Annotated in this window: 11 protein-coding genes; 3 read left to right on the forward strand and 8 right to left on the reverse strand. The window is 71.8% G+C overall.

From position 1 onward, the window contains the following. Positions 1-40 precede the first annotated feature (40 nt). Positions 41-1,123, forward strand: a complete 1,083-nt coding sequence (locus ABD366_RS02415) for an LPXTG cell wall anchor domain-containing protein (protein ID WP_324769886.1) — start codon at positions 41-43, stop codon at positions 1,121-1,123. 91 nt (positions 1,124-1,214) lie between these two features. Here the strand turns inward: ABD366_RS02415 and ABD366_RS02420 are convergent, their stop codons facing one another. The 8 genes from ABD366_RS02420 to ABD366_RS02455 form a co-directional block, all read right to left on the reverse strand. Continuing rightward, positions 1,215-3,008, reverse strand: coding sequence for a GMC family oxidoreductase (locus ABD366_RS02420; protein ID WP_324769887.1), 1,794 nt, complete (start codon positions 3,006-3,008; stop codon positions 1,215-1,217). Positions 3,009-3,075: 67 nt separating this feature from the next. Further along, positions 3,076-4,764, reverse strand: coding sequence for a succinic semialdehyde dehydrogenase (locus ABD366_RS02425; RefSeq protein WP_324769888.1), 1,689 nt, complete (start codon positions 4,762-4,764; stop codon positions 3,076-3,078). A 138-nt stretch (positions 4,765-4,902) separates the two neighbouring features. Beyond that, positions 4,903-6,609 carry a serine/threonine-protein kinase gene (locus ABD366_RS02430; protein WP_324769889.1) on the reverse strand — a complete coding sequence of 569 codons (1,707 nt, stop codon included), beginning with the start codon at positions 6,607-6,609 and terminating at the stop codon, positions 4,903-4,905. A gap of 79 nt (positions 6,610-6,688) precedes the next feature. Further along, entirely contained in the window at positions 6,689-8,293 is a 1,605-nt protein-coding gene (locus ABD366_RS02435) for a serine/threonine-protein kinase (RefSeq protein WP_344440985.1), read from the reverse strand. A 58-nt stretch (positions 8,294-8,351) separates the two neighbouring features. Beyond that, positions 8,352-9,950 (reverse strand): serine/threonine-protein kinase, encoded by a 1,599-nt coding sequence (locus tag ABD366_RS02440; RefSeq protein ID WP_324766873.1) that lies wholly within the window; start codon positions 9,948-9,950, stop codon positions 8,352-8,354. Between the two features lie 123 nt (positions 9,951-10,073). Continuing rightward, entirely contained in the window at positions 10,074-12,566 is a 2,493-nt protein-coding gene (locus ABD366_RS02445; RefSeq protein WP_324766853.1) for a protein kinase, read from the reverse strand. Positions 12,567-12,760: 194 nt separating this feature from the next. Continuing rightward, positions 12,761-14,803, reverse strand: coding sequence for a serine/threonine-protein kinase (locus ABD366_RS02450; protein WP_324766854.1), 2,043 nt, complete (start codon positions 14,801-14,803; stop codon positions 12,761-12,763). Between the two features lie 353 nt (positions 14,804-15,156). Further along, on the reverse strand, positions 15,157-16,863 hold the full coding sequence (locus ABD366_RS02455) for a glycerol-3-phosphate dehydrogenase/oxidase (RefSeq protein ID WP_324766855.1): 1,707 nt from the start codon (positions 16,861-16,863) through the stop codon (positions 15,157-15,159). A 305-nt stretch (positions 16,864-17,168) separates the two neighbouring features. On the opposite strand from ABD366_RS02455, the gene ABD366_RS02460 reads away from it, so the two are divergent. Together ABD366_RS02460 and ABD366_RS02465 are read left to right on the forward strand one after the other, a co-directional pair. Next, positions 17,169-18,422, forward strand: a complete 1,254-nt coding sequence (locus ABD366_RS02460) for a nucleotide sugar dehydrogenase (protein WP_324766856.1) — start codon at positions 17,169-17,171, stop codon at positions 18,420-18,422. A 61-nt stretch (positions 18,423-18,483) separates the two neighbouring features. After that, on the forward strand, positions 18,484-19,065 hold the full coding sequence (locus ABD366_RS02465; RefSeq protein WP_324766858.1) for a hypothetical protein: 582 nt from the start codon (positions 18,484-18,486) through the stop codon (positions 19,063-19,065). Positions 19,066-19,092: the final 27 nt, after the last annotated feature.

Here is a 19,092-nt window from a genome sequence, read left to right on the forward strand (position 1 = left end):
CACCGCGGGAGGCCCTCACTTCTTACCGATCGAGGTCCAGATGAAGCTTCGCCGCGCACTGGTGACGGCGGCCGCGACGGCCGCCGTGGCGCCGCTCGCGCTGCTGTCCGCCCCGGCCGCGTTCGCCTCCGTGGAGGCACCGGGCACCAGCGCGGTCGCGGGGACCGACCCGTCGGCGTCGCAGACGGCCTCGCCCGGGACGGGCGAGCCGGGTACGACCGAGACCGAGACGCCCCCGGCCGGCGGTTCGTCGGAGGAGGGCGGCTCGACGGAGGACGGCGCGAACACGCCGGACCCGGGCTCCGAGGGGACGACCCCGGACACCGAGACGCCGCCCGTGACCACGCCCGACCCCGAGACGCCCCCGTCCGTCCCGGACCCGTCCGAGACGGACGAGACGGAGCAGCCCGGCGACGAGCCGGGCGACGAGGCCGGTGACGACGAGTGCGTCGACTACGAGGACAGCCCCGGCACCCTCGCCGAGCTGCGCGGACTGCCGTCGAAGATCGTCGCGGGCTCCGGCTGGCACGGCTTCACGTTCCGCGTTTCGAACAAGACGGACACGGCCTTCGAGTCGGTCACCGCGGACCTGTACACGTTCGCCTACGCGTACGACCGGGACACCACGGAGATCACCAAGTACCTGCACGTCCAGCACAAGGACAAGTCCGGCTGGCACAACGTCGACACCGGCATCTACGCCCAGGACACTCTGTCGTTCGGCGAGGCGGGCGCCCTCGCGCCGGGTGAGCACGCCGACCTCCAGCTGCGCATCAAGGTCGACCCGAAGGCCCCGACCGGGATCGGCGGCTCGGTCGCCTTCGCCACCAGCGTGAACACGGACGGTCTCTGCGGCTTCAACGTCCCCGAGGACCAGGAGTACCGCTTCGAGATCCTGGCTGCGGACGCGAAGCCCGGCAAGGTCACCCCGGCCACGAGCGCGCCACGGCCGAGCAACACCCCGGCACCGCAGGCCAGCAGCACCCCGCTCGCGGGCTCGCTCGCCGAGACCGGTGCCGACTCGACGCTGCCGACCCTCGGCTTCGCAGGCGGCCTCGCCGTGGTCGCCGGTGCCGGTGTCGTCTACTCCGTGCGTCGCCGCAAGGTGAGCAACGAGGCGTAAGCGCCCCGCGCACGTACGCGAAGGACCCGCACTCGGAGGGGGGTGCGGGTCCTTCGTGATTCACCGCCAACTGGCTTGCCGCGACAGCTGGTTACCGCTTCTTGGCCGGCACCGCCGGTATGCCCAGGAACGGCAGCTTCAGCGCGCCGAACGCCTCCGCGGGCACCGCCGGGCTCTTCGGCTCGACGGGCGCGAGCCGCGTGTAGGCCGTGCCGGCCCGCGGGCGCGGATCGTCCTCGCCCTTGTTCGGCCAGTACGACATCGCGCGCTCGGCCTGCGCCGTGATCGTCAGGGACGGGTTCACGCCGAGGTTGGCCGAGACCGCGGAACCGTCGACGACGGAGATGCCCGGGTGACCGTAGACCCGGTGGTAGGGGTCGATCACCCCCGTCTCGGCGCTGTCGCCGATGGGGCAGCCGCCGAGGAAGTGGGCGGTCAGCGGGGTGCCCATCAGCTCACCGACGTTCGACCCGGGGAAGCCGTTGATCTCGGCGGCGATGGCGGCAGCGCCCTCCGAAGCCGCCTTGATCTGCTTGGGGTTGGGGGCGCCGTGGCCCTGCCCGGCGGTGAGCAGCCCCTTGCCGACGCCGTCCGGCTTCAGGTACGTGGTCAGCGAGTTGTCCAGGGACTGCATGACCAGGCCGATGATGGTCTTCTCCGACCAGCGGCGGTTGGAGAGGGAACGCATCAGCAGGGTCGGATGCTTCGCCGCGTTCACCAGCCAGCCCGCGACCCGCGACGACTTGTCCGCGTAGGGGACCTGGAGGATGGACAGGCCGCCCATCGCGTTCGAGCCCTTGCCGTAGCGGACCGGCTCGATGTGCGTGTTCGCGTCCGGGTGGATGGACGAGGTGATCGCGACGCCCTGGGTGAAGTCGGCCTTCGCGCCGTGCCGCTTGCGGTAGCGCCGGTCGCTGGTCTGCGCGCCGACCAGGGCCTCGGAGTTGGTACGCGTCAGCTCGCCCAACTTGGCCGACAGGTGCGGGAGTTGTCCGCTCACCTTCATACGGTGCAGCAGCGTCTGCGTCCCGTACGTGCCCGCCGCGACGACGACCTTGCGGGCCTTGAAGACGCGGCCCGCCGACTTCTTCCTGTCGTCGGTGGGCAGCGTCGCGACCGCGTAACCGCCCTGCGAGTCGTCGGTCACCGACACGACGCTCGTCATGGGGTGGACGACCGCGCCCGCCTTCTCGGCGAGGTACAGATAGTTCTCGTTGAGGGTGTTCTTGGCGCCGTGCCGGCAGCCCGTCATGCACTCGCCGCACTCCATGCACGCCTTGCGGGCGGGCCCGGCCCCGCCGAAGTACGGGTCCGGGACCTGCTGCCCCGGCCGCGCCTTCGCGGTGCCGTCGGCGTCGTCACCGTCGCCGAAGAAGACGCCGACCGGCGCCATGTGGAAGGTGTCACCGATGCCCATGGACTGGGCCGCCGCCTTCAGATGCACGTCGGCCGGGGTCATCGTCGGGTTGAGCCGCACCCCGAGCATCCGCCGCGCCTGGTCGTAGTACGGCTTCAGCTCCTCCTCCCAGTCCGTGATGTCCTTCCACTGCGGGTCCTCGAAGAACGGCTTCGGCGGCACGTAGAGGGTGTTGGCGTAGTTGAGCGAGCCGCCACCGACCCCGGCGCCGGCCAGCACCATCACGTTGCCCAGCAGATGGATGCGCTGGATCCCGTACATGCCGAGCTTCGGCGCCCACAGGTAGTTCTTCACGTCCCAGGAGTTCTTCGGGAGCGTGCCCGGAGCGAACCGGCGGCCCGCCTCCAGGACACCGACCCGGTACCCCTTCTCGGTCAGCCGCAGGGCGGATACGGACCCGCCGAAACCCGAGCCGATGACCACCACGTCATAGTCGTACGCGGAGTCGTCGTTGTCCTCCAGCGCCATTGCCGGTTCTCCTTGCGTGCGTGTGCGGACTGAGAGCCTGTCTTCGAGGGGGAGGGCCGCGCGGGGTTCAGCGCAGCCGGAACTTCTTCATCAGGCCCAGGCTGCGCGTCATGAACTGCGCGTACTTCTCGTCGTCCATCCCGAACGACGGCGCCATCGGCATCAGCCGCTGGTGCGCGACGGTCTGCGCCTCGGTGTACTTCAGCAGGCCCTCGCTGCCGTGCCGGCGGCCGAGCCCGGAGTCCTTCATGCCGCCCATCGGCGACTGCACACTGCCGTACGCGGGCGCGTACCCCTCGTTGATGTTCACGGTGCCGGTGCGCAGCCGGGCCGCGACCTCGTGGCCGCGCTTCGCGTCCTTCGTCCACACCGACGCGTTCAGCCCGTACGGGGTGGAGTTGGCCAGCGAGACGACCTCGTCCTCGTCGGTGAAGCGGTAGAGGGAGACGACCGGGCCGAAGGTCTCCTCGGTGCAGACCGCCATCGGCGCCTGGACCCCGTCCAGGATGGTCGGCTCGAAGAAGTACGGGCCGATGTCGGGGCGCGCGACCCCACCGGCGACGAGTGTGGCGCCCTTGGCGACGGCCTCCTCGACGTGCCGCTTCACGGTCGTCAGCTGCCGCTCGCCCACGAGCGATCCCATGTCGGCGCCGTACGCGAGCGACTTGCCGAGCCGCATCGCCTTGGTGCGGGCGGCGAACCGCTCGACGAAGGCGTCGGCGACCGACTCGTGGACGTACAACCGCTCGATAGAGATGCAGAGTTGGCCCGCGGAGGAGAAACAGGCGCGGACGGCGCCGGCCGCGGCCTTCTCCACGTCGGCGTCCTTGAGGACCAACATGGCGTTCTTGCCGCCGAGTTCGAGCGAGACACCGATCAGACGGGCGGCCGCACCCTGGGCGACCTCGCGACCGGTGCGGGTGGAACCGGTGAACGAGACGTAGTCGGCGTGCCGGACCAACTCGGGCCCCACGACCGGGCCTTCGCCGAGGACGACCTGGAAGACCTCGGCGGGCAGGCCCGCCTCGATGAGGAGGTCGCGCGCCCACAGGGCGGTCAGGCAGGTCTCCGTGTCGGGCTTCATCACGACGGCGTTGCCCGCGACGAAGGCGGGCAGCGCGTCGCCGACGGACAGTTCGAGCGGGTAGTTCCAGGGCGCTATCTGGCCCACGACGCCGCGCGGCTGGCGCAGCTCGGTCACCTTGGTGAGCGTGGGGACGGCGCCGGTGTGCCGCTTGGGCTTCAGGTACGAGGGGGCCTTGCGGCCGTAGTGGCGGGCCGCGACGGCGACGGCCTGCACCTCCTCGTGGGCGTGCAGGCGGGCCTTGCCGGTCTCCAGCTGGATCAGGTCGAGCACCTCGGCCTGGCGGGCCAGGACCAGGTCGTGGAAGCGCAGCAGCACGGCGGCGCGGCGGCGCACCGGCGTCTTCGCCCACACCTCCTGGGCGGCGCGGGCGCGCTCGAAGGCCGTCGCCACGTCCTCGGGCGTCGACTCCGGCAGATCGGCCAGCTTCTCGCCGGTGAACGGCGTGTGGTTCGCGGTCCGTCCCGAGCCGACCACGCCCCGCACCAGCTGGGCGACCAGCTCGGGCGTGACCACGTCGGCGGCGGTGCGCGCGCCTGCGGGGGCGGCGGCCGACGGATTGGTGCCGGCCTTCGCCGCGGGGGCCGCGGTCTCGGGGCCCGCCGCATCGGCCGTCTCGGCTGCGTCGGCTACGTCGGCTGCGTTCTCGGGGGTGGCCTGCGACTCCGTCATGCAGGGGAGCGTATGCCGAAGCGCACGCTTTCGGTACCCATCAGTAACGGGCTTTCACCGACTACACACACTGCGCCAGTGATCGCTGGCAGCAAAGCCGCTGATCAGCGGCTTTGCGGCAGCGTTGCGTACCGTTGATCAATTTTCGGCGATGTCGAGGTTGGTGAGGACGTCGTCGGCGACCTCGCGGCCGCGGTCGGTGAAGTCGCCCGCGCCGGGATAGCCGACCGACACCCGGTACATGTCCCCCGCCTTGTTCTTGAAGTAGAAGAACCGGACCTCGCGCGGCAGAGGATTCTCGGTGTCGTCCGTCTTGTAGACGACGGTGTTCCGCGCGGCGTCCTGCTCCTTGTACTTGGCATTGGCGTCCGGGGTGGTCTCGGCGCCCTCCGGCATGTCCAGATCGGAGTCGCCGGACTCCTTGAACTTGGTGTCGTCGTCGTACATCTGGGCGCGCGCGGAGCCCTTGATCTGGCTCAGCGTGTCGTCCTTCTTGCGCGACACGTTCACGCCCACCCGGATGCTGCCGCTCCAGTCGGTGTACGTCACCCAGTTCTTGTCGGTGTCGGTCTCGGTCGGTCTGCCGGTCTGGTAGTCCTCCGGCACGGCGACCGTCACGCCGAGCGCCTTCTCGGAGTGCTTCTCCCACCCGTCGGGCAGCGGCCCGGCGAACGGGTTCGCGACCACCAGATACGCGGCCACGGCCAGGGCCACGACCCCCGCCCCGATCCCGGTCAGCGCCTTGCGGCCGAGCCGGAGGCCGCCCTGGGCGGAGCCGATCTGCACAACCTGGGTGGGCTGCGGGGCGGGCGGCTCGGCGGCGCGCTCCAGGAGGGCGCGGACCTGCGCCGCGTTCGGGCGCCGCGCCGGGTCCTTCTGGAGCAGCCCGTTGATGGCGTCGGCGAGCGGGCCCCGCGCGGAGGCGGGCGCGGCCGGGGTCGCGTTCAGCACGGACTGGAGCGTGGCGGGGGTGTTGTTGCGGCGGAACGGGGAGACGCCCTCCGTCGCCGCGTACAGGACGACGCCCAGCGACCACAGGTCGGAGGCCGGTCCCGGGCGCTGGCCCAGCACCCGCTCGGGCGCGATGAATTCGGGCGAGCCGACGAAGCCGCCGGTGTCGGTCAGGTTGGTCTCGCCCTCGATCTGGGCGATGCCGAAGTCGGTGAGGATCACGCGGTCGTGCCGGCCGAGCATGACGTTGTCCGGCTTCACGTCGCGGTGCAGGATCCCGGCGGCGTGCGCGGCCTCCAGGGCTCCGAGCACTTCGAGACCGACGCGGGCGGCGTCCCGCACGCCGAGCGTGCCCTCCTGGAGCGCGGCGCCCAGCGAGCGGCCCTGGACGAACTCCATGACGATCCACGGCTGGCCGTCCTCGACGGCGACGTCGTGCACGTTCACCACCGCCGGGTGGTCGAGGCGGGCCGCCGCGCGCGCCTCGCGCCGCATCCGCTCGAAGACGTTCGCCCGCTCCCGGTCCGGCAGATGGTCCGGCACCCGGGGTTCCTTGACGGCGACCTCGCGGCCCACCGTCTCGTCCGTGGCCCGCCACACGGTGCCCATGCCGCCGTGGCCCAGCTTGCTCAGCAGCCGGTAGCGCCCGGCCACCAGGCGGCCCGCGCCCGGCTCGGCCTGCTCCGGCACGACCTGCGTGGGCTGCGGCTGCTGGTTCTGGTGTTGATTCTGGTGCTGGTGCTGGTGCTGGGGGTGGGGCTGGGGCTGCGGCGGGGCGGCCGTGGCGTACGGGTTTCCCTCGTGCGGCACGTGCGCGGGTCCCGGCCGCGGCGGCTGCAGACCGAAGCTGGTGGGTTCGTTCGGACCGTAGGAGGGTCCCCCGTTGTCACTCATGGCCCCATCCCTACCTTGCGGACGCCTCCGGTTCCACCGGGGTCACGGACTTGTGACCGCCCCGGTGCCTCACCTGCCGTCATTCCCCCGCAGAAGGGACGAACGTATCGACGGCGGCATCGAAGTACCCACGTGCCTCATCGATTCTGCCGACGGGCGCCGACACCCACACGTGGTACGTCCGGCCGCCCTCCTCCCAGCACAGATCGATGGCGCGCCGGGGCCCCTCGGCGGCACTGAACCCGTCCCGGGTGTACTCCCACAGCGCGGCGTCGTACTCGTCGTGCGAGGTGTCGGTGACCTTCCCGTCCCGGTAACCGGGGGTGGTGCGTGCCCCGGCCGCGGCCGCCCGGCGCTGCGCGGCGGCGGGCCCGTCGTCGAGCGGCCCGGTGATCCGTATGCCTAAGCGGAAGGTGCTGTCCGGCGACAGGTACAGCACCCGGGACCCGTCGAGCGAGCGGGAGAACCCTTTCGGCACCGCGAGGGTGAACCCCTTCGGGTCCTTCACGGTCCGGTACCCGGACGGCGCGGTGGGCGAGGGCGTCGCGGTGCGGGTCTCCGAGCGGGTGACGGTGACGGTCGGCGTGGGCGAACCCGAGGGCGAACCCGAGGGCGTCCCCGACCCCGTCCCGGTACGCGACGGGGCGGACGACGAACTCGGCGGCTTCTGCGGGGTGTTGTCGTCCCGCCCCGCGAGCAGCGCGGCGGCGGAGATGCCTGCCCCGGCGACCGCCGCGACGAGCGCCGCGGCCACCAGCCACACCCGCGTCGGGACACGGCGGCGGCGCGCCACGGCCGCGTCCTTCCCGGACGGGGCGAACGCCGCGCGGGGCGGGGCCGCCTGCGGGGTCGCGCCCGTGGCGATGTAGGCGCGCAGCAGCCGCTCGGCCTCGTCGAGCCCCATCCGCCGCGTGGGCTCGCGCTCCAGCAGGCCCTGGATCACCGGGAGCAGCGGGGCGGCCTCGGCGGGCGGGCGGATCTCCTCGTAGACGACGGCGTGCAGGATGCCGCCCATCGAGTCGCGCCGGAACGGGGACTCGCCGGAGAGCGCGGCGCACAGCAGCGCGCCGAGCGACCACAGGTCGGCGCCGGCGCCCGCATGGTCCCCCGCCATCCGCTCCGGCGCGGTGTACTCGGGCGAACCGACGAAGCCACCGGACTCGGTCAGCGTGGTGGCGCCCTCGACCTGGGCGATGCCGAAGTCGGTGAGCACGATCCGGGCGGTGCCCGATTCCAGGAGTACGTTCGCGGGTTTGAGGTCGCGGTGCAGTACCCCGGCGGCGTGGGCGACGCGCAGCGCGCCGAGGAGGGCGAGGCCTATCCGCGCGGCGTGCAGGGCGTCCACGGGCCCGTGCCGGGCTATCCGGTCGGCGAGCGATCCGCCGCTCACCAGATCCATGACGATGTACGGTCGGCCGTCGTGCTGCACCACGTCGTGCACGACGATGATGTTCGGGTGCCGCAACTGGGCGACGGCCCGCGCCTCCCGCAGCATCCGCTCCCGCTGCTGGCTCGCCTCGTCGTCGGAGAGCGACTCGTCGATGGCGAGCTCTTTCACGGCGACCTGTCGCGCTAGCAACGTGTCGGTGGACTGCCAGACGACCCCCATGCCGCCCCGACCGATCCTGGCCTCCAGCCGATAACGTCCGCCGATCACACGGACGTTGCCCCCCTCGGTCCCCATGCGCCCCATCATGCCGCACGCATGCGAGCGGGGACTGTCCGGTTCCGGTCAGCAACGGTTACGAAGCGGGCTGCCATCCACGCAAAATAGCGTCGAACTGCTCCCGTGCCCCGTCCCAGTCGGCCGCCGGCACAGAAAGATAAATGGCGTACTCCGTACCGTCGGTCTCCCGGTACGTCTCCTCGATCGCGTGCCGCGCGCCGGACGTGGCGTCCTGCGTCCCCGCCGTCCAGGTGAACTCCCACAGCGAACCGGGCCGGTCCCGGAACGTGTTGGAGTCGAGCATCACCCGCTGGTAGTCCGGCAGCTTGACCTTCAGGTTCTTCTCCAGATCCAGCTGGTGCTGGTACGAGTCCGGCCACTGGGAGGACTTGTCGATGGCGATGCGCACGAAGCTCTCGCCGCCGTCCGGCGTGTAGTCGATCTGCTGCCCGTTCGCCTGGCGCTTCCAGCCGGGCGGCAGCCGCAGGGTGAACCCCTCGACGTCCTTCACCTCCACCCAGTCCTCGGGTATCGCCCCGGACGCGACCTCCTGGCCGTCCTCGTCCTTGCCCGTGCCCTTGTCCGTGTCGGCGGACCCGTCCTGTCCGGCGGTGCTCTGCCCGGACGAGATGCCGCTGCCGTCGCTGCGGTAGTCCATGTAGTACTTCGCCGCGACGACGCCACCGCCCCCGATGGCCAGGGCGGCGACCACCGCGATGAGCATCCGCGGCCAGTGCCGCCGCTTCGGGTCGGCCGGTGCGGGCACGGACGCGGCGGGGGGCCGCACGGTCGTGTCCGTCTGCGTCGGGCCCGGCGCCGGCACCACCTGCGTCGGCACGTAGGCCTGCGCCGCGTGGGAGCGCCGCCCTTCCGCCGCCTCGGCGAGCATCACCTCGGCCTCGTCGGCCGTGGGCCTGGCGGCCGGGTCCTTGCGCAGCAGCGCGCTGATGACCGGCCCCATCGCCCCGGCGTACTCGGGGACTTCGGGCTCCTCCTCGATGACGGCCTGCATCGTGCTGATCGGCGAGGTGCGCCGGAACGGCGAGATGCCCTCGATGGCCGTGTACAGAGTCGCGCCGAGCCCCCACAGATCGGAGGCGGGTCCCGGCTCGGACCCGCTCACCCGCTCCGGGGCCAGATAGTCCACGGACCCCACTATCTCGCCGGTCCGCGTGATGGTGGAGTCGCCCTCGACCTGCGCGATCCCGAAGTCGGTCAGCTTGACCCGGCCGTCCTTGGACAGCAGCACATTGCCCGGCTTCACGTCACGGTGCAGCACACCCGCGGTGTGCGCGGCCCGCAGGGCCCGCAGCGTCCACAGGCCGATGCGGGCGGCCTCCTCGGGCACGATGCGGCCGTGCTCCTTGACCGCGTCGGCGAGCGAGGGGCCCTCGACCAGCTCCATGACGATCCACGGCCGGTCGTCGTGCTCCAGCACGTCGTGCACGGTCACGACCGCGGGGTGGTTGATGCGCGCGGCGGCCCGCGCCTCCGTCTGCGTCCGGGCAAGCAGGATCGCCCGGTCGGCCTCGGACACCCACTGAGCGGCCGTCAGCTCCTTGACGGCGACCGCCCGGTGCAGCACTTCGTCATGGGCGCTCCACACGCGGCCCATGCCGCCGCGGCCGATCGATTCACCGAGCCGGTAACGGCCCGCGAGGAGCTGGCCCTGCATCTGATTCACGTTCCCACCCATGGTCTTGACAGGGCCACACTAGGGAGCGGGGGCCTCTCAAGGAACAGGCGGGGTGCCATGGAGACAGCACTGTGACGCGTGTCGCGTCCGGTACCTCCCGATTCAGCCGCCGTACTGGTAAGTAGCCGACGCCTGGTCGTACAACCGGGTCACCTCGTCGCGCTCCGCCTCCGGCCCGCGGACCTGAACGACGTGGTACTTCCCGCCGACGACCATGGCCAGATTTCGCACAAACACTTCACGTCCGTCGGAACCTTCCCACGTGAACTGCCCCTCGGCCATGGCCCGCCCGCCCACGTTGATGGACTTCATGCCGCTGGACGTGGCCCAGGTGGAATCGCGGAACGACTGCAACTCGCGCTCGTCCTCCCGCTGGTACTTCATCGGGTCACTGCCGTACGTGGCGGTGGAGTCGCGCCCGGGGACCAGGAGAAGCTCGAACTTCCCCCGTGTGTACAGGACCTGGCCCCGCCCGTTCTTCGCCTGCCGCTGCCAGCCCTTGGCGACGGCGACCTCGAAGCCCTCGGGGTCCTTGCGGAGGGTGAACCCGGCGGCGATGTCGGACTGCGGCTGCGTACTGGACGGGTCGGAACTGCTCTTGCCGTCGGGGGACGCGGAGGACCCGGGCGCGGACGGCTCCCCGGCCCCCTTGCCGTCGGACGCGGACGGCGTGCGCTCGGGCGCTCCGCCCACCGAGTTCGCGTTCTCCTTCGTCCCCGAACCGGTGTCGTCCTTCGGCAGGAAGACCACCGCGTACGCCACCGCGCCGACGAGCCCGACCAGCACCAGGACCAGCAGCCGCCGGCCGAGCGACCCGGGCGGCCGCGCCGCTTTCTGGGGCCGGGGCGCCCGCGGCGCCCGCGGTGTTCTCATCGCTTCCGGCGCGGCAACTCCGGTCGAGGCGTTGGCCGCCCTCGATAACGGCTGCGCCTTCTGCGGCCGCGGCGCCTTCTGCGCCCGCTGTGCATTCTGTGGTTTCTGCGGCTTCTTTGCTTTCGGCGCGCGGCCGCGCTTGTGCCGGGCGTGCCTGCGGACGAGCTCGCCCCGGCGGCGCACGATCGGCAGCCGGGCCGCATCGAACGGCGGCGCCGGCACGACGTTCGCCCCCGCCTCCGGCTCGGGCGCGGACCGCACCAACGAGCGCAGCCAGCCCCCCAGTTCCTCGAAGTCGAGCCGCTCCGTGGGGTCCTGCCGCAACAGCGACTCCACGACGGGCCGCAGGGGCCCGCACTCCTCGGCGAACGCGGGCGGCTCCGCGCACACCATCTGTACGAGCTCCGGCGTGGACTCCTCCGGATACGGCGCATGCCCCTGAACGGCCCGGAAGAGCAGCGCCCCCAGGGCCCACAGATCCGTGGCGGGCCCCACGGGCGCCGCCAACTGCCAGCTCTCCTGCACGGGATAAGCCTGCTCAGGCGCCCACCGCTCGGTAACGGGCCCCACCACAGTCATCCGCACCTGCCGAGCCCGCTCCGCGGCAACCCCGGTCAACGGACTCCCACCCCGATCCGGCACAAACCCACCCCGGTCCGGCGAAAACTCAGCCCGGTCCGGCACGAATCCAGCCCGGTCCGGCAAAAATCCAGCCCGGTCCGGCGAAAACTCAGCCCGGTCCGGCAAAAATCCAGCCCCTCCGGCGATTGAGGAGCGGGGTCCGGGGCGGAGCCCCGTGTCTTCAACACCAGCCCCGGCCCCGGCATCCGCATCGGCATCCGCATCCGCATCGGCCCCGGCAACCAACTCATTCCACCGAGCAGGCCGCACCCCACCCTCAGGCCCCGCCTCAACCTCCCGCCCGGCCCGAGGCCCAGCCCCATGCCAAGCCTCCCCACCCGCAGCAGCCCGCGCCCCCGCGCGATACGCCGCGATCGCCCCCGCCCGAGCAGCCCGAAAATCCCCAGGATCCGCCTCGACCTCAGACGCAGACGCAGACGCAGACGCAGAAAACGGCTCAGGCAACGCCTCAGGCGAAGAGGCCGGATCCACCTCCCCCCCAACAGAAGAAGCCGCGGGCCGCGGGTCATACCCGCACAAGGCCTCCTCGGCCGCCCCCGCCGCCATCCCGGTCAGCACAACACGCCCGTCGTCACAGACCAGTACGGTCCGCGCGGTGATGTTCCGGTGCACCCACCCGTGCGCATGCAGCGCCCGCAGCGCGGTCAGTACGTCGGAGGCGACCTCGGCGGCCCGGTACGGACTGAGCGGCGCCTCGGCCAGCACCGCCGCCAGCGGCCGCGCCGCGACGACCTCGCTCACGACCCACAGCGAACCGCCCTCGGCGAACACGTCGAAGACCTGGTCCAGCCGGGGATGGTCGGGTATCTGCGCGGCAGCCTGCGCGGCCTCGATGGCCCGCGCCACGGCGGGCTCGGCGGCCCCCCGGGCGGCAGGTCCTCCGGGTCTGAACCCCTCCGGCAGCCCGTCCGCGTCGAGCACCTCGGCCTCGACGACCTCGGGCAACGGCACCTGCCGGACCAGGACTTCCTGCCCGCTGTAGGTGTCGAAGGCCCGGCTCTCCGCGAACTCGTACGCGTCGGCCGCCGGCACAGGCAGACGGTAACGGTCGGCGAGCACCCTTCCCGCGTACTCGTCCACGGCGCCTCCCTGTCCCGCCCGGCGGTCAATTCCGTTCGCCATGTGCCCAGTTATGCGAACTGTTGCGTCACGACGCCTCCTGATACGGCTGCGTACGGTCCGCAAGCACTCACGATACGTGCCGAAGGCCCTCCAGGGTCAGGACTCTTGAGCTTTCCCGACAAGCGCCCCCACGACATGGGCTTTCAGCAGGCTCACGACTTGGGCTTGAAGGACTCCGTGAACGTCTTCCACGTCGACTTGCGCCGCTCCCCGCTCCAGTCGGCGTCCTTCGCGGTGTACATCAGCCCGTACCCCAGCGAACCGTTGACCACGAACCCACGGTCTATCGAGCGGTACTTGGTGCCCCCGTCGACGTACGTGAACTCCCAGTCCGCCGTGTTCCAGCCCCGGTAGTCGACCGCCGCTATGCGGATACGGTCGTACTGGGAGCGCCGCATGTAGCTTTCCTGGTTCTGCCAGTCCTTGACCGGGTCGGACTTCGGCGTACCGGTCCAGCCGACCAGCAGCTTCTGCCCGCCGGGGCCGGTGAAGCGCGCACCGGCGGAGCTGGTGGACGCGTACTTCCACCCCTTGGGCAGATCGATGGAGAAGCCCTGGGAGTGCTTGTACGTGGTGGCGTCGGAGTCGGCGCCGGAGCCGTCGCTGCTGGGCGAGGCGCCCTGCCCGGAGCCGCTCGCGCCGCCCTCGTTCTCGTCCGGCTCGTCCTCGTCCGGCTCGTTCTCGTCCTCGCCCGAACCCTTGCCCTTGTCCTGTTCCTTGTCCTGGCTGCTGCCCGCTTCCTTGTCCTTGTCCTTGCTGCCCGCTCCGGCGGCTCCCGCGGCCCCGGCGCTCGCGGCCTTGTCTCCGCCCTTGGCGCCACCGGCGTTGCTGTCGTCGCCGCCGAGGGCGATGCCGAGGATGACGCCGATGACGGCGAGCACGACGATGGCCGCGATGATCGCGAGCGTGCGGCGCGGCACGACATCGGTGATCGAGGCCTTGGCGGGGCCCGTGCGCGGCGGCCCGCCGGGCTGCGCCGGGATCCGTCCGGACGCCGCCGGCGCCGAGGCGGAGGCGGCGGTGGTGGTGGTCGCGGCGGGCTTCTCCCGGGCGGCCGTGGCGGCAGCGGCAGCCTTGCGCACCGACTTGAGCGCGCCGCGCAGCTTCTCCGCGGCTTCCTCGCTCCTGGCGGCGACGGCCGAACCGCCCTTGCCCTGCGGCTTCTCCAGGCGCGGCACCGGCGGCAGCGGCACGACCTTGGTGGCGTCGGCCGGCTCCGGCTCGGGGGCCGGCTTGGGCGTGGGGGCGTGGATGACCTCGTTGAGGAGCGCGCGGGCACCCGCGTCGTCGAGCCGCTGCGCGGGATCCTTGGCGAGCAGCCCGTAGATCACCTTCTCCAGCGGGCCCGCGTTGGTCGGCGGGTCGACCGGCTCGGTCATCACGGCGGTCAGCGTCGCGATCGCCGACCCCTTGTCGTACGGGGGCACACCCTCGACGGCCGCGTACAGCAGACCGCCCAGCGACCACATGTCGGCGGCGGGACCGGGCTTGTGCCCCCGGGCCCGCTCGGGCGAGATGTAGGAGGGCGCGCCGACGAGCATGCCGGTGGACGTGATGGAGGGGTCGCCCTCGACCTGAGCGATGCCGAAGTCGGTCAGCACGACCCGGCCGTCCTCGGCGATCAGCACGTTCGACGGCTTCACGTCACGGTGCAGGATGCCTTCCCGGTGCGCCGAGCGCAGCACGTCGAGGACGGCGAGGCCGACCTCCGCGGCGCGCTTCGGTTCGAGCAGTCCGTCCTCCCGCACGGCCTCGGCGAGGGACTTGCCCTCGACGAGCTCCATGACGATCCACGGCCGGTCGTCCTCGTCGACGACGTCGAAGACGGTCACCGCGCCGTTGTTGCGGATCCGGGCGATCGCCTTCGCCTCGCGCAGGGTGCGCGTGATGAGGCGCCGCTTCTCCTCCTCGTCGATGCTCGACGGGAAACGCAGTTCCTTGACCGCGACCGTGCGCCCGAGCGTCTCGTCCTTGGCCCGCCACACGGTGCCCATGCCGCCCCGGCCGAGCACGTCGCCGAGGCGGTACCGCCCGGCGAGCAGCCGCCCGGTCACGTTCCGGCCGGAAGTGGACTCCGAACCGGCGGACCCCTGCCCGTCCCGATCGTCGCCTACGTCCGACACGTCCTTGCTGGACGAGTCCTGACGAGCGCTCTTGTCCTGACGGGTCTCGCCCGCCCGCTCCGCCTCCGACATGCGTCCCCTCTGCAACCCGCCCTGACAGAGCCTTCATTGTCCCTCACGCGAGGACCGTCCGACGCCCAGGGTCGCCCCTCGGACGCCGTTCGCAGATACGTCCCGTCTGATGGACCGCGCCGGCGAAGGGACCGTCATGCCCGCACTTGGGACACTCCCGGCCATACCTGTGACCGCGGTTCTTTCCGTGTGGATCCGGGCAGCACGCCGCCCGTTGATCCTTCTGTGGAGGCCACTCTTCCGCTGCTCGTCACCAAGGGCAAGGCCCTGGCCGTAGCCCTCTTGACCAGCGGGAGCGCGCCGAGGCACAACACCCGCCCCGCGCACGGCGACCACGGCGGCTCAGCGGACCGTCACAACGGTGCGATGTCGGGCGCCCCGAGCCGCGCCGCGTCGGCCGTGAGGTCGTCCGGCTGCAACTGGGACTCGCGCTCCGCCTCCACCCGCTTCTCGTAGTGCGCGACCTCACGCTCCACCTGGTCCTTGTCCCAGCCGAGCACGGGCGCCATCAGTTCGGCCGCCTCCCGCGCGGACCGGGTCCCGCGGTCGAACGTCTCGATGGAGATACGGGTCCGCCGGGTCAGCACGTCGTCGAGGTGCCGGGCCCCCTCGTGCGAGGCCGCGTACACGATCTCCGCCCGCAGATAGTCGTCGGCGCCGCCCAGGGGCGCCCCGAGACCGGTGTCCGCGGCGATGAGTTCCAGGACCTCCTGCGCCAACGCCCCGTACCGGTTGAGGAGATGCTCGATGCGCACCACGTGCAGTCCGGTGCGCGCGGCGATCCGGGCCCGCGCGTTCCACAGCGCCCGGTACCCCTCGGCGCCCACCAGCGGCACGTCCTCGGTCACGCATTCGGCGACCCGCTGGTCGAGCGCGTGCACGGCCTCGTCCACGGCGTCCTTCGCCATGACCCGGTAGGTCGTGTACTTCCCGCCGGCGACCACGACGAGCCCCGGCACGGGGTGCGCCACGGTGTGCTCGCGCGACAACTTGCTGGTGGCGTCGGACTCCCCGGCGAGCAGCGGCCGCAGACCGGCGTACACCCCTTGTACGTCGTCGCGTGAAAGGGGCACGCCCAGTACGGAGTTCACGTGTTCAAGGAGGTAGTCGATGTCGGCGCTGGACGCCGCCGGATGGGCCTTGTCGAGGTCCCACTCGGTGTCCGTCGTGCCGACGATCCAGTGCCGGCCCCACGGGATCACGAAGAGCACGCTCTTCTCGGTGCGCAGGATCAGTCCGGTGGTGGAGTTGATGCGGTCCTTCGGCACGACGAGGTGGATGCCCTTGGAGGCGCGGACGTGGAACTGGCCGCGCTCGCCGACCATGGCCTGCGTGTCGTCGGTCCACACACCGGTGGCGTTGACGACCTGCCTGGCGCGGATCTCGTACTCGCCGCCGCCCTCCACGTCCTGCACGCGCGCCCCCACGACCCGCTCGCCCTCGCGCAGGAATCCGGTGACCCGCGCCCGGTTGGCGACCTTCGCGCCGTACTTTGCGGCGGTCCGCACCAGCGTCGCGACGTACCGCGCGTCGTCCATCTGGGCGTCGTAGTACTGCAGGGCGCCGACCAGCGCGTCCTTCTTCAGGCAGGGCGCGACCCGCAGCGCGTGGCGCCGCGACAGATGCCGGTGCGTGGGCAGCCCGCGCCCGTGCCCGCGCGCCATGGACATGGCGTCGTACAGGGCGACGCCCGATCCCGCGTACAACCGCTCCCAGCCTTTGTGCTGCAAGGGGTACAGGAACGGCACGGGCTTCACGAGATGCGGTGCGAGCCGCTCCAGGAGCAGCCCCCGCTCCTTCAGCGCCTCCCGTACGAGGGCGAAGTCCAGCATCTCCAGATACCTGAGCCCGCCGTGGATCAGCTTGCTGGACCGGCTCGATGTGCCCGAGGCCCAGTCCCGCGCCTCGACGAGGCCGGTGGACAGGCCCCGCGTCATGGCGTCGAGGGCGGTCCCCGCGCCGACCACGCCTGCGCCCACGACAAGAATGTCCAGCTCCCCCTCGGCCATCGCCGCAAGAGCCTGTGCGCGCTGCTCGGGTCCCAGTGTCGCTGCCTTCACTGCTGCCTCCCGCTGTCGTCGGCGCCCTAGGCACTCACCGGCAGGTGTACCCGGGCTCACGGGACGCAAGCAGGACCCCGGAGGCGACTTGTCCCGATTCTTCACCCAGTACCCCGTTACGGCCACTACGAGGTCGAGCCAGGGTGCGGCGCAACACTCCGCGGCCCATCGCGGCGCAATACCGCATATCGGTCATATTTACTCCTAGTGTGACAGTGCGCTCGCCCGTCCTGTCCACCGGGCTTGCGCACTCGTCCCGCTCCGGCTAAAAGCCGGGCCGCCTCCCGGGAAGGACGGCACCAGCCATGCCCGCAGATCTCGCCGTCGTCGGCCTCGGCCACCTCGGTCTGCCGCTCGCGCAGGCCGCCGTCGCCGCAAGGATCGCGACCGTCGGCCACGACCCGGCCCGCGCCCAGGACCTCGCCGCGGGCCGCGTCCCGGGCGACGGCGACGACGCGGCCCTGACCGCCGCCGACGTCCGCCGCATGCTCGCCGGCGGCTTCCGCCCCACCGCGAACCCCGCCGAACTGGGCCGCGTACGCACCGCCGTCATCTGTGCCCCCACCCCGCCCGGCGCCGACGGCGCCCCCTCCCTCACCCCCGTCATCGAGGCGACCCGCACCCTCGCCGCCCACCTGCGCCCGCACACCACCGTGATCATCGAGTCACCGGTCCCCCCGGGCACCACCGAGAACGTCCTGCTCCCCCTCCTCGAAGAGGGCTCGCGCCTGCGCGCCGGCCGCGACTTCCATCTCGCCCACGCCCCCGGCCGGCTCGACCCCGGCAACCGCACGCAGCCCTACGCCTCGACCCCCAAGGTCATCGGCGGCTACACCCCCGCCTGCACCGAGTCGGCGGCGACCTTCTACAGCCGCCTCACCGACAAGGTCGTCCGCGCCCGCGGCCCCCGCGAGGCGGAGACGGTCCACCTCCTGGAGACCAACTACCGCCACGTCAACATCGCCCTGGTCAACGAGATGGCCGTGCTCTGCCACGACCTGAACGTCGACCTCTGGGACGTCATCCGCTGCGCCGAGACCAAGCCGTTCGGCTTCCAGGCCTTCCGCCCGGGGCCCGGCGTCGGCGGCCACGCCCTCCCCCAGGACCTCACCTCGCGCCACCTCCCGACCCGCCCCCTGCGCATGGTGGAACTGGCCCGCCAGGTCAACGACCACATGCCGGCCTACGTCGTCCAGCGCGCGGCCACGCTCCTCAACGAGCACGGCAAGTCCGCCCGCGGCGCCCGCGTCCTGCTCCTCGGCATCACGTACAAGCCCGACCTCGCCGACCGGCAGGGTGCCCCCGCCCAGGAGATCGCCACCCGCCTCATGCAACTCGGCGCGGCCGTCAGCTACCACGACCCCTACGTCCCGTCCTGGAACGTCCTGGACCGCCCGGTCCCGCGCGCCGACTCCCTCTACGAGGCCGCGGCCGACGCCGACCTGACGATCCTGCTCCAGCACCACCGCACGTACGACCTGCAAGGTCTCGCGGTGAAGGCCCAGCTCCTCCTGGACACCAGAGGAGCGACCCCGGCGGGGGCCGCACACCGCCTCTGACTGCTACTGTGCGGGCTTTCTGGGCACACCCGTGCCCACGTTCACTCCACGGGGGGACCGCATGACCCAGCCGCCACCGCCACAGGACGCCAATCCGTACGCCCAGCAGCAGCCGCCCCAGCAGCCGCCGCAGCCCGGCTACGGCTACCCGCAGCAGGACCAGCAGCAGCAGCCGTACGCCCCGTTCCCGCAGCAGCAGGGCCAGCCGGGCGGCTTCATGCCCCCGCCGCCGGCTCCCGCACGCGGCAACCTGGGCCTCGGCGTCCTCGCCGGTTTCGTGACGATGCTGGCCGCGGCAGGCGCGTACGGCGGCATCATCGGCGGCATCGAGCGCGAGATCGGTTACGCGGCCGTCGGCGTCGGCTTCCTGGTCGGCCTCGTCACGGGCAAGGTAGCGGGGCGCAACCCCGCGGCGCCCGTCGTCGCCGTGATCATGTCGCTGATCGGCGTCTACTTCGGCCAGCTGCTCGGCGAGGCCATCATCGGCGCCAAGCAGCTCCCGGTGACGGTGACCGAGCTGTTCATCGACCACTTCGACATCCTCAACGAGGCGTGGAAGGCCGACTCCGACTTCCTCACCTTCGTCTTCTTCGCCATCGCGGGCATCGCGGCGTTCGGCGCGGCCAAGCGCTCGGCCGGCTGAGCCGACCGGAACGTGAGTGGGGCCCCG

Source organism: Streptomyces kunmingensis, from assembly GCF_039533535.1.
Taxonomy (GTDB): Bacteria; Actinomycetota; Actinomycetes; order Streptomycetales; family Streptomycetaceae; genus Streptomyces; species Streptomyces kunmingensis.